The sequence below is a fragment of the Vitreimonas flagellata genome, from assembly GCF_004634425.1.
In the GTDB taxonomy this organism is placed as follows: domain Bacteria; phylum Pseudomonadota; class Alphaproteobacteria; order Caulobacterales; family Aquidulcibacteraceae; genus Vitreimonas; species Vitreimonas flagellata.
Genome location: NZ_SBJL01000003.1, coordinates 369374 through 380986 on the forward strand (window position 1 = coordinate 369374; position 11613 = coordinate 380986).

Below are 11613 nucleotides of genomic sequence, written 5' to 3' on the forward strand. Positions count from 1 at the left end.
TCGGGATGCGTGATGAAGTGTGAGATTGCTCTCACACTTCGCACTCAGCCCTTCACACAAACCACCTGACGTAGCGTGTGCACCACGTCGATCAAATCGGACTGCGCGGCCATCACGGCGTCGATGTCCTTGTAGGCCATCGGCGTTTCGTCGATCACGCCCGCGTCCTTACGGCATTCCACGCCTTCGGTCGCCGCACGGTGGTCGGCGAGCGTGAAACGACGCTTGGCTTCGGTGCGGCTCATCGCGCGGCCTGCACCGTGCGAGCAGGTGCAAAACGAATCCGCGTTGCCCTTGCCGCGCACGATGAACGACTTCGCGCCCATCGAGCCGGGTATGATGCCGAGTTCGCCTTCACCTGCGCGCACAGCGCCCTTGCGGGTCACGTACACGTCGGCGCCGAAGTGCCGTTCACGCGCCACGTAATTGTGGTGGCAGTTCACGGCGTGCTTCTCGAGCTTGAACTTGGGCAGGTTGTCACGCAGCGCACGCAGGGTGCGCTCCATCATCACCTCGCGGTTCAGGCGCGCGTAATCTTGCGCCCAGCCCACGGCTTCGACGTAGTCGGCGAACAGGGGTTCGCCTTCCATGAAGAAGGCCAAGTCCTTATCCGGCACGTGGTAGCCCAGCTCGCGGCGGAGCAATTCATCGCGCGCACGCTCGATGAAATATTGCCCGATGCGATTGCCTGAGCCACGTGAGCCGGAGTGCAGCATCACCCAGACGCGGTCCTCTTCGTCGAGGCAGACTTCGATGAAGTGGTTTCCGCCGCCGAGCGTGGCGAGTTGCGCGGTTTGCGCTTTCGCCGACGCTTTCGGGTGCTTGTCGATGATCGCCTCGTAGCGCTCCTGCAAACCGCTATCGCGGTAGGCAGTGTCGACCGAGGCGGGCGACTCGCGGTGATTGCCGTTCGGGCCGTTGCCGTGCGGCACGTTGCGTTCGATCGCGCCGCGGATACGCGCGAATGAATCCGGCAGATCGTTTGCGGTCAACGACGTACGCACCGCCATCATCCCGCAGCCGATGTCGACGCCGACAGCGGCAGGGATGATCGCGCCCTTGGTCGGGATCACCGAACCAACGGTGGCGCCAATGCCGAAGTGAACGTCCGGCATCACGGCGATGTGGCTGTGGATGAACGGCAGCGAAGCTACGTTGCGCAATTGGTTTTGCGCTTCGTGCTCCACCGGCACGCCGCTGATCCAGGCCTTGATCGGCGCATTCGCGCCGAGGATTTCTTCGTAACCGGCCATGACCGGTCTCCTTTCAAACGATGTTTTTCATGATGCTGGAGAGCGATTTCCGATTGAGGCGTTGAAGGTCTTTCAGCGCGTCCTCTTTGAGAGGCGCACTTGAGACATCCTCAACGACCCAAGGGCCGTTGTCGTCCAGCGTTGTGAGTTCGACCTGTGCGCCGACCTTCGCACCGCGCGCCTCTATCCACGCGACAGTGCGTTCAGATCCGCGCCGGAATCTGCATTGGAAATAAAGCACGCGTCTTCTCCTCGTTTCCGAGTGTCGAGAGCGGCCTGGAGCACATACGAAGAACCCCTCCAGGCCGCGCCTTGGAGGGGTTCTTGCATCGCTCCGATGTCCGAAGACGTCAGTTCGCCGAACTCCTCCGCGCATACACATCCTCCTGCACGCCGCGATACGCGACGGGCATTTGGTTGCTCGGGATTTGCTTCAGCGTTTTCACGACACGTCTCCGAATGGGCCGCGCGTGTATCATACGATTTGACGCGATGTCACGCGCAAAAACTGCAAAGTGCGCGTGCTGTTGCGCGCGTGCCTCACATATCGCGCGCGAGGTCTTCGTCAGCATCCGTATCGTGCGCTGCGCCAAGGCCTTGCTCGAGGAGCGCTTCCCACGCGGCTTCGGCAGTGTCGGCGAAGCGGAAGAGCGTGAGATCAGCCGCGTCGATCATGCCGTACTCAATGAATTTCTCGAAATTGATCACCGTGCGCCAATAATTTTCATCCATCAGCACGATGGGCACGTGCGAGGCTTTGCGCGTTTGGCGCAGTGTGAGGATCTCAAACAATTCGTCCATCGTGCCGAAGCCGCCGGGGAAAACTACGAGCGCATTGGCGCGCATCGCAAGGTGCATTTTGCGCATCGCGAAATAATGGAACGCGAAGGTGAGCTCGGGCGTCGAATACGAGTTTGGCTCTTGCTCGTGCGGCAAGGTGATGTTGAAGCCGATGCTGGGTGCGCCAGCTTCGCGTGCGCCGCGATTGGCGGCTTCCATAGCGCCCGGGCCCCCGCCCGTGGCGATTACGTTGTAGCGCGTGCCGCCTTCCTCGCAGAGCGCGCCGCCGCGTTCGGACGCGAGGCGACCAAACTTGCGCGCCTCTGCATACCAATGCGCCTGCTTGCCTGGGCCGTCTTCGCGAATGCGAGCGCTGCCGAAGACGACGATGGTGGAGGCGATGTGCGCGCGCTTCAGAACCTGATCGGCCTTTTCATATTCCAACATGAAGCGCACGCCGCGCGTGGATTCGCCGAGCAGGAAATCCTGATCGATGGCGGCAAGACGGTAGGAGGGCGAGGCGATTTGCGCCGCGTTCGGCTTGGGTGAGTCGGTCATGCAACGACCCTAAGGCGCCTGCGGCTCGTAGGGGAGCGGGCGCCGCACTATGTGCTAGGTTTGCGCCCGAATCTCATGCCCATCCGCCGTCTGCCCCCCGAAGCTGTGAACCGCATCGCCGCTGGCGAGGTGATCGAACGCCCCGCCGCCGCCGTGAAGGAGTTGGTGGAGAACGCGCTGGACGCGGGCGCCAAACGTGTGGCGATCCGCATCGAGCGCGGCGGTTTGGGTCTCATCTCGATCGAGGATGACGGCGGCGGTATTCCTCGGGATGAGTTGCCGCTGGCGGTGGAGCGTCACGCGACGTCGAAGCTGGTCGCCGAGACCAATGGCGACGTCGATCTGTTGAACATTTTCACAATGGGCTTTCGCGGCGAGGCGTTGCCGTCGATCGGCGCAGTGGCGCGACTCTCGATCGTGTCGAAGGCGCGCGGCGCGAATGATGCGTGGGCGATCGAAGTTGAAGGCGGCGCGCTGCATCCGGTGAAGCCTTCGGCTTGGGCGGCTTTGAGTGAGCACGGCACGCGCGTTGAAGTCCGCGATCTTTTCTTTGCGACGCCTGCGCGTTTGAAATTCATGAAGTCTGAGCGCGCCGAGATGATGGCGGTGTCGGATGTGGTCAAGCGCCTGGCGATGGCGCGGCCGGACGTGGCGTTTCTGTTGGAGCATGATGGCCGCGCCAATTTACGGCTGAGTGCGGAGGCTGATCCAGAGAACGAAGGCCGGCGCGCACGGCTGGCCGCGATCCTCGGCGCGGACTTTGCGCCGAATTGTATTTTGCTCGATCAAAAGCGCGACAGTGTGCGGCTTTCGGGCTTTGCCGGTCTGCCGACGTTTCATCGCGGCACGCGCGAGCACCAGCATTTGTTCGTCAATGGCCGGCCGGTGAAAGACAAGCTGATTGTCGGTGCGGTGCGCGCGGCGTATCAGGATTTGTTGGCGCGTGATCGCCATCCGGTGGCGGCGTTGTTTCTGGATTTGCCGGCGGGCGATGTGGACGTGAACGTGCACCCGGCCAAGACGGAAGTGCGGTTTCGCGATGCGGCGTTGGTGCGTGGCTTGATCGTCGGTGCGCTGTCGCATGCGTTGGCAGGCGCTGGGCATCGTGCTTCGACGACGACGGCGCAGAGTGCTTTGGGCGCGGTGCGAGCGTATGAGGCGCCGCAGCCTTTCTTGCGCCCGGCGATGCAGAATTGGGCGCTTGCCGAGCGCGCAGCGGCCGGCGATTTCATGATGCCGAGCGGGCGTGTGGAACCCTCCCCCGTTTACGGGGGAGGCGCCGAGCGCGCGGAGGGGGGCGCACTCCCCCCTCATTCAGCTTCGCTGACAGCTCCCCCGCACGCGGGGGAGCATTACGCATCGGCTGATGCCGAGTATTTTCCGCTCGGCGCCGCGCGGGCCCAAATCCATGAGACGTATATCCTCGCGCAGACCGAAGACGGCATCGTCATTGTCGATCAGCACGCGGCGCACGAGCGACTTGTGTATGAGCGCATGAAGCAAATGCTCGCCAATGGCGGTGTGCGCAGGCAGGCGCTGCTCATTCCTGAAGTCGTTGAGCTTGATCCGAGCGAGGCGGAAGCGTTGGCGGCGCGCGCGGAAGAGCTGGGGCAATTGGGTTTGGTGATCGAGCCGTTTGGCCCAGGCGCTATTCTTGTGCGCGAAACGCCGGCGCTGCTTGGGCACATCGATGCTGCGGGGATGTTGAAAGACTTGGCTGACGACATCGCCGAGCTTGGCGAAGCGCATGCGCTGAAGGAGCGGCTGGAAGAGGTCTGTTCTTCGATGGCGTGTCGCGGTTCAGTGCGCGCGGGGCGCAGGCTCACGGGCGACGAAATGAACGCGTTGCTCCGTCAAATGGAAGCGACGCCGTTTTCCGGCCAATGCAATCACGGCCGGCCTACCTACGTTGAGTTGAAGCTCTCCGACATCGAGAAGCTGTTCGGTCGGCGCTGACGTCTCAAATACCTTGAAAACGCCCCGATTGGGCTCGTTCCGCGCTTGCGTTCGCACGCGCGGAGGAGAACATTGCCGCCTTGAGAGGGAATGCGTCGGCTGCGCGCTTCGCGGTCATCTGGGGTGATTTATGAAAACTCTTATTCGTTCGGCAGCCGTAATGGCTGTGCTCTGCATGGCGGCGACGCCGGCCTACGCGCAGAACCTGAACACCGGCGCCACCGGCACGCACGGCCAGGTGCGTTTGAATGCCGGCTTCGAGCCCGATCCGCATAGCGTCACCGTGAACGCAGGCGGCGCCATCGAAGCAACGCGCGCCAATGAATCCTGCAACGCCGGCTTCATCGCGCAGCGCCCGTCCTACTCGCTTCGCTACACGTCCGGCGATTTCCCGCTCTTCATCTATGCGCAATCGGAAGCGGACACGACGCTTGCCGTACGTACGCCGGGCGGCGCCTGGGTGTGCGACGACGATAGCGGCGGCAGCCTCAATCCGCTGGTGAGCTTCCAAACGCCAGAGCGCGGTCGCTACCAGATTTGGGTCGGCCGCTTTGGCGTCGAAGGCGAAACCGCCTCGGCTGTGCTGAGCATTTCGGAGATTGGCGCGCCGGAGCAAGCTGCCGGCGGTGCACCGGATTTCTCGCTTGAGCCGGCGTATGGCGCGGTTGAACTCGCCGCGGGCTTCATCCCTGATCCGCACTCTGTTGAAATCGCGGCGGGTGGCGCGCTTGATGCATCGCAACTCGGCGGCTCATGCGTTGGTTGGGTCGCGCAAGCGCCAGACTTCCGCGTGAATTGGACGGCGAGCGAAACCAGCCAATTGCCGCTGACGTTCCACGTCACAGCGGAAACCGACACGGTGTTGGTGATCAACGACGCTGAAGGCAATTGGGTCTGCAACGACGACACGGATGGCGTTAATCCGGTTGTCTCGTTCCAAGGCGCGGTGTCGGGCCAGTACGACGTCTGGGTTGGCACGTATTCGCAGGGCGATCTGCAGCCGTCGACGCTGCACGTGACCGAAGTTTACGGGATGCCCGCCGAGTAAGCATTTCCTTCCGCGAAAACATTGGGCCGCGTTGCGACAGCAGCGCGGCCCTTTTGTTTTTTACCAGGCGCCGGTGTTCTGCATCGACGCCCACGGCTCTTGCGGCGGCAAGCGATCGCCTTCTTGCAAGAGTTCGATCGAGATGCCGTCCGGCGAGCGCACGAACGCCATGTGGCCGTCGCGCGGCGGGCGATTGATCGTGACGCCCGCATCCATCAGCTTTTGGCAGAGCGCGTAGATGTCCTTCACGCGATAGGCGAGGTGGCCGAAATTGCGACCGCCGCCATATTCCTTCTCGTCCCAATTGTGGGTGAGCTCGACCATCGGCGCTTTGCGTTCACGTGCGAGGTCGACGTCTTCGGGGGCTGCAAGAAACACCAGCGTGAAGCGGCCCGCTTGGTTGTCCATGCGGCTCATCTCGACCAGGCCGAGCTTGGCGCAGAAGAAATCGAGTGCGGCGTCGAGATCGCCGACGCGGATCATGGTGTGCAAATAGCGCATGGAAACTCCTTGGCCGCTTATGTAGCGCCTACCAATGCGCGCTCAATGGCGCGCCCTCGAACAATTCAGCGATGCGGCGACGCGTGCCCTTGGTGACGCCCTCCGGCAGCGCGTCGGCGGCGAAGAAGCCGCGCTCGGCGATCTCGCCTTCGCTTGAAGGCGGGCATGGGCGCCACGCATCGAAGCGGTAAAGTGCGATGTGGTCATTTGGGAAATTGGCATGGTTGGAGAAGAATCCGATCAGCGCGGGCGGGGCTGTGGCTTCGACGCCGCCTTCCTCGACCATCTCGCGCATGATGGCGTCGATGGCGGCTTCGCCACCCTCCACGCCGCCGCCGGGCAGGTGCCATCCGGCGGCGTAGGTGTGGCGTACGAGCAGGATGCGGCCTTCGCTGTCGAGTGCGACGCCGCGCACGCCGAGCGTCATCCCGCGCCGCATCCGCCACCAAGTGCGGAAGATCGGCGTGATCACAGGCTCGAAGCGCATACGCCATTCACTCATTGTTTCGACTTCAATTCTTTCATTTGCGCACGTTTCCGTGAGAATGGTGTTCCGTTGCGCCGTCAACTGCGGAGGAAACTTGCGCCGTGGAACCTGCGCTGTCATCCGCGCCCGCCATGAGCCAATTCATTTTTCCGCCGCCAAGATTGGTCGGCGGACCATACGTTATGGGCATCCTCAATGTGACGCCCGATTCCTTCTCCGATGGCGGCGCTGACGAAGCGGCGGCGCCGCGCGCGCTGGCCATGCTGGACGCTGGCGCAGACATCATCGATGTCGGCGGTGAGTCCACGCGGCCGGGTGCGGAGCCTGTGTCCGAGGGCGAAGAGATCGCGCGCGTCGTGCCGGTGATCGCAGCTCTGCGCGCGGCGACGAAGGCGGCAATTTCGATTGATACGATGAAGCCGGGCGTGGCGCTGGCGGCCATGTCTGCGGGCGCGAACATTTGGAATGATGTGTTCGCACTGCAGGCGCCGGGCGCACTGGAGACGGCGGCGGCGCTGCATAAGCCGGTGGTGCTGATGCATATGCAGGGCGAGCCGCGCACGATGCAGGCTGAGCCGCGCTACGACGACGTTGTGGCGGAGGTGATCGCGTTTCTGCGCGCGCGCGTGGCGGCGGCGGAAGCGAAGGGTGTGAGCGATATTTGGGTCGATCCGGGGATCGGCTTCGGCAAAACAGTTCAGCACAATCTGGCGCTGCTAAGCGCAGTGGCGCGGATCAAGCGCGAAGTTGGTCGCCCAGTGCTGATCGGCGCGTCGCGCAAGCGTTTCATTGCCTCGATTGACGAACGCGCGAAGAATGCCGCGAAAGATCGCCTCGGCGGCTCGGTCGCGGCGGCGTTGCTGGCGGCGCAGCAAGGCGCTGAGATGGTGCGCGTGCACGACGTGGCTGAAACCGTGCAAGCGCTGAAGCTCTGGCGCGCGACGCAAGGCTAAACGCGGCGCAGGTAGAGCGCGGGTACGGCATCCGTTAGCCACACTTGGTTTTCGGTGACGAAAAAGCTGTGGCCGTCGGCATGCATCCCGGAGGCGTCGATCGCGAGCAAGACTGGCTTGCCGCGGCGAGCGCCAACCCGCTCGGCGGTTTGAATGTCTGGCGATAGATGCACGTGATGTCGTTGCATCTTCTGGAGGCCGTCCGCGTGGATGGCGGCGAGGAAGCGGTCGACGGTGCCGTGGTAGAGTGTCTCTGGCGGTTGTGTTGGTGCGAGCGCCAGATCGACAGCGACGGAATGGCCTTGCCGCGCACGAATGCGGTTTAGGTCCGGTGAAAGTTCGAAACGCTGTTTGTCGCTCTGCTCGACCAGGGCCAGCAGCGTATCGATGTCGTTCGGTAGGCCGTCGCGGCTGAGCGCGCCTGGGAGGTCATCGACGGCCGTCCAGCCTTGCGCATCGAGCGTCAGTCCGGCCGCGTCGGGCTGATGCCGTAGCCAATACGAAAGCGTCTTGGAAATGCGGACATAGTCGGCCATGTGAAGCCTCATGGCACAAGCGCTCACAAAACCCAAAGGCCGCGTTCTCATTATCGCCGGGTCGGATTCCGGCGGTGGGGCGGGGATTCAGGCTGACATCAAGACGGTGACGGCGCTGGGCGGCTACGCGATGACGTCGATCACGGCCGTCACCGTGCAGAATACATTGGGCGTGACCGGCGTTCACGCGGTGCCGGTGGATGTTGTCAAAGCGCAGATCGAGGTCGTGATGGGCGATCTGGGCGCGGATACCTGGAAGCTCGGCATGCTGGGCTCTGCCGATCACGTGCGCGCCGTACTCGATGCATGGCATGCCTTTGGCGCGGGCGTGCCGATCGTGTTGGACCCGGTGATGATCGCGAAGGGCGGCGCGTCTTTGCTGGCGCAAGACGCGATCGAAGTGATCCGCGAGCAGCTCGTGCCTGTGTCCGCGATCGTCACGCCCAACGCGCCGGAAGCGGAAGCGCTGACCGGCGTCGAAGTGCGCGATCTCGATGGGCAGATGATCGCGGCTGAGATTCTGGTTGAGCAATTGGGCGCGTATTCGGCGCTGGTGAAGGGCGGCCATATCGACGGAGAGATCGTGCGCGACGTGCTGCTGACCCGCGAAGGCTATCGCGTGTTTGAAAGTCCGCGCATCGACACGCGCGCCACGCACGGCACGGGCTGCACGTTGGCGTCGGCCATTGCCGCGTACAATGCGCAAGGGACGGACATCCCGAACTCAGTGGAGAAAGGCCGCGCTTACCTCATGGACGCGATCCGCAATGCGCCGGGGTTTGGCCAGGGCCACCAGCCGCTTGGCCACGCTTGGCCCTGCAAGCTCGCCTAACAGGCGAGCGGACTTCACCCTTGAACGGGGTTGGCGCTGGCGCGGGCGCGCGCCACCTTGCATAGGTGAACCCCATGAAAATCTGGATCGTGCACGCCTTCACGGATCGCGTTTTCGCCGGCAACCCCGCCGCGGTGGTGCCGCTTGAGCGCTGGCTGCCGGACGCCACGCTGCAGGCGATCGCGACCGAGAATAAGCTCTCCGAAACCGCGTTCGTGGTGCCGACGGGGCTGAAGGGCAATTACCAGCTGCGTTGGTTTACGCCGGCGACGGAAGTGCCGATCTGCGGTCACGCCACGTTGGCGGCTGGCGCCATCCTGATCAGCGAAATCGATCCGACGCTTGAGGTCGTGGTGTTCGACACGCACGCGGGCGCGCTGATCGTACGCAACACGCCTGAAGGCTACACGCTCGATTTGCCGCGCAAGCAGCGCACGCCGTGGACGCCGGATGATGACGTGAGCGCAGCGCTTGGCGGCTTTGAGCTGATCGATGCTTTCGTCGGTGAATACGCCAACGTCGTGCTCGACAGCGAAGCTGAGCTGCTGGCGATGAAGCCCGATATTGCCGCGATCAACACGGTGGTGCGTGGGCCGCGTCAGGGCTGCTTGGTGGTGTCGGCGCCGGCGGATGAGGGCAAGCCGTACGATTTCGTGCAGCGTTTCTTCGCGCCGGGCGCGGGCGTGGATGAAGACCCGGTGACGGGTTCGGCGTTCGCGGACACCGCACCCTATTGGTGCGATCGCTTCGATCTGGAGAGCGTGGTCGGCAGCCAGATGTCGCGGCGCGGCGGCTTTGTGCGTGCGGTGCAGACGCTCGCGAGTGTGCGTTTGCTGGGGCAAGTTGCTGTCTATCTGCGCGGCGAACTCGATCCGTCACTGGCGCGACTGCACAACCGCATCGAAGCGCACCCGGAAGCGCCGAAGCGCAAGAAGCGGCGCGCGCGCGCGGCCAAGCAGCTGCCGGCGATCTTCGATGATCCGATGCTGCCAGGCTTGGAGGCTGCGCCGCCGCCGCCCACCTCGCATCCCGCGCCGCCTGACGGTGACGCGAAGTAATCAGCTTTCCGCGCGCTATGGTTAGCGGGAAATAGCTGACGCTGCGGTCGAGATATTCGACGCATTGCAAAAACTCCCAAACGCAGGCAGGTGGTATGTGGGCCATCCGCTCCCAACGGCGGACGCTCATCTGTGAGGATGGGAGACAAGTTGATGAATACCCCCGCTAAGCCGGCGCTGCGCCCGGCTGACCCCCGCTTTTCGTCGGGACCCACCAAAAAACGCCCTGGCTGGACAGCCGATGCGTTGAAAGACGCACCGCTCGGTCGTTCGCATCGCGCCAAGCCCGGCAAAGCCAAGCTCAAGGAAGCCATCGACCGAACGCGCGCCGTGCTCGGCGTGCCGGCTGATTTCAAGATCGGCATCGTGCCCGCGTCCGATACGGGCGCGATCGAGATGGCGATGTGGTCGATGCTTGGTGCAAAGCCGGTCGATATCTTCGCCTGGGAAAGCTTCGGCGAAGAATGGGTGACCGACGCCAAGCAATTGAAGCTCGATTTCAAGGCCCACACGGCCAGTTACGGCGCGCTGCCCAACCTCGCCGCCGCGCGCAAAGATGCGGACATTATCTTCACACAGAACGGTACGACGTCGGGCGTGAAAGTGCCGAATTTCGATTGGATCGCCGCTGATCGCGACGGCATCACGATCAATGATGCGACCAGCGCTGTGTTTGCCCAGGCGATCGATTGGTCGAAGTGCGATGTGACGACGTTCTCCTGGCAGAAGGTGCTGGGCGGCGAAGGCGCGCACGGCATGCTGATCCTGAGCCCCCGTGCGATTGCGCGGCTGGAGAGCTACACGCCCGATCGGCCGCTGCCGAAGATTTTCCGCCTCACCAAGAAAGGCAAGGTCGATCTCGAAATCTTCGAAGGCGCGACCATCAACACGCCGTCCTTGTTGGCCACGGAAGATTATATCGACGCGCTGAAATGGGCTGAATCGCTGGGCGGTTTGGAAGCATTGCAAGCGCGCGCTAACGCCAACGCGAAAGTGTTGGTCGATTGGGTGGCGAAGACCGATTGGGTCGATTTTCTCGCCACTGATCCGGCGACGCGTTCGAATACGAGCGTGTGCTTGAAGGTGGTCGATGCGCGCGTGACCGGTTTGAGCGAAGAGGCGCAAGCCGAGTTCGCGAAGAAGCTCGCGGCGTTGCTGGAGAAAGAGGGCGTGGGCCTCGATATGGGCTCGTATCGCTCGGCGCCTCCGGGCTTGCGCATCTGGTGCGGCGGCACGATCGAAGCATCTGATGTCGCGGCGCTGACGCCGTGGATCGAGTGGGCGTTCGCAACGCTCGTCGCTGAGCTTCCCGCTTAATCCACTCCATCACGGAGCATCGCCATGCCGCGCGAAACCAGCGCTAGCATTGCCGCTTGGGGCGCTGAGACGTTCGGCGAGGTCAACGATCTCGCTGTTCTGATCCAGCGCGCCCGCGCCGAGTTCGAGGAATTGTCCGCCGCCGTGCGCGCGGGCGACGAAAACGAGATCGGCGCGGAAGCGGCGGACGTGATGATCCTGCTGCACCGCGTGCTCGGTATCCTCGGCAAAGATTTGGCCGAGGAAGTCGACGCGAAAATGAACATCAACCGAAACCGGCAATGGCGCCTGAGCGGCGACGGCGTCGGGCAACATGAGTAAGTGAGAGAGACCG

General features: G+C 63.3%; 13 protein-coding genes. 7 read left to right on the forward strand and 6 right to left on the reverse strand.

Annotated elements, in window-relative coordinates:
* Positions 1-44 precede the first annotated feature (44 nt).
* The 3 genes from EPJ54_RS14670 to EPJ54_RS14675 all read right to left on the reverse strand — a co-directional run bounded on the left by EPJ54_RS14670 (position 45) and on the right by EPJ54_RS14675 (position 2591).
* Complete coding sequence (locus EPJ54_RS14670; protein ID WP_135212480.1) at positions 45-1253, reverse strand: RtcB family protein; 1209 nt, start codon at positions 1251-1253, stop codon at positions 45-47.
* A gap of 13 nt (positions 1254-1266) precedes the next feature.
* Positions 1267-1494: a hypothetical protein gene (locus tag EPJ54_RS19895; protein ID WP_167755751.1), complete on the reverse strand. Its 228-nt coding sequence runs from the start codon at positions 1492-1494 to the stop codon at positions 1267-1269.
* A gap of 299 nt (positions 1495-1793) precedes the next feature.
* The gene (locus EPJ54_RS14675) at positions 1794-2591 is read right to left on the reverse strand and encodes an LOG family protein (protein WP_135212481.1); all 798 of its coding nucleotides are present in this window, start codon (positions 2589-2591) and stop codon (positions 1794-1796) included.
* A 75-nt stretch (positions 2592-2666) separates the two neighbouring features.
* Between EPJ54_RS14675 and mutL the strand changes: the two genes are divergently transcribed.
* Positions 2667-4547, forward strand: coding sequence for a DNA mismatch repair endonuclease MutL (gene mutL, locus EPJ54_RS14680; RefSeq protein WP_135212482.1), 1881 nt, complete (start codon positions 2667-2669; stop codon positions 4545-4547).
* 130 nt (positions 4548-4677) lie between these two features.
* Positions 4678-5595 (forward strand): hypothetical protein, encoded by a 918-nt coding sequence (locus EPJ54_RS20115; protein WP_239590951.1) that lies wholly within the window; start codon positions 4678-4680, stop codon positions 5593-5595.
* A 60-nt stretch (positions 5596-5655) separates the two neighbouring features.
* On the opposite strand, the gene EPJ54_RS14690 is transcribed toward EPJ54_RS20115, so the two are convergent.
* Positions 5656-6096, reverse strand: coding sequence for a VOC family protein (locus tag EPJ54_RS14690; RefSeq protein ID WP_135212483.1), 441 nt, complete (start codon positions 6094-6096; stop codon positions 5656-5658).
* A 28-nt stretch (positions 6097-6124) separates the two neighbouring features.
* Complete coding sequence (locus EPJ54_RS14695; RefSeq protein ID WP_135212484.1) at positions 6125-6598, reverse strand: NUDIX domain-containing protein; 474 nt, start codon at positions 6596-6598, stop codon at positions 6125-6127.
* Positions 6599-6714: 116 nt separating this feature from the next.
* On the opposite strand from EPJ54_RS14695, the gene folP reads away from it, so the two are divergent.
* A complete protein-coding gene (gene folP, locus EPJ54_RS14700) occupies positions 6715-7536 on the forward strand; it encodes a dihydropteroate synthase (protein ID WP_239590952.1) in 822 nt (273 codons plus the stop codon).
* On the opposite strand, the gene EPJ54_RS14705 is transcribed toward folP, so the two are convergent.
* The gene (locus tag EPJ54_RS14705; RefSeq protein WP_135212485.1) at positions 7533-8072 is read right to left on the reverse strand and encodes an RNA 2'-phosphotransferase; all 540 of its coding nucleotides are present in this window, start codon (positions 8070-8072) and stop codon (positions 7533-7535) included. The two genes, folP and EPJ54_RS14705, sit on opposite strands and share 4 nt — an antisense overlap.
* 10 nt (positions 8073-8082) lie before the next feature.
* On the opposite strand from EPJ54_RS14705, the gene thiD reads away from it, so the two are divergent.
* The 4 genes from thiD (at position 8083) to EPJ54_RS14725 (ending at position 11600) form a co-directional block, all read left to right on the forward strand.
* Complete coding sequence (thiD, locus tag EPJ54_RS14710) at positions 8083-8904, forward strand: bifunctional hydroxymethylpyrimidine kinase/phosphomethylpyrimidine kinase (RefSeq protein WP_135212486.1); 822 nt, start codon at positions 8083-8085, stop codon at positions 8902-8904.
* A 74-nt stretch (positions 8905-8978) separates the two neighbouring features.
* Positions 8979-9962 carry a PhzF family phenazine biosynthesis protein gene (locus tag EPJ54_RS14715; protein WP_135212487.1) on the forward strand — a complete coding sequence of 328 codons (984 nt, stop codon included), beginning with the start codon at positions 8979-8981 and terminating at the stop codon, positions 9960-9962.
* Between the two features lie 153 nt (positions 9963-10115).
* The gene (locus tag EPJ54_RS14720; RefSeq protein WP_239590953.1) at positions 10116-11279 is read left to right on the forward strand and encodes a phosphoserine transaminase; all 1164 of its coding nucleotides are present in this window, start codon (positions 10116-10118) and stop codon (positions 11277-11279) included.
* Between the two features lie 24 nt (positions 11280-11303).
* Complete coding sequence (locus EPJ54_RS14725; protein ID WP_135212489.1) at positions 11304-11600, forward strand: dATP/dGTP pyrophosphohydrolase domain-containing protein; 297 nt, start codon at positions 11304-11306, stop codon at positions 11598-11600.
* Positions 11601-11613 lie beyond the last annotated feature (13 nt).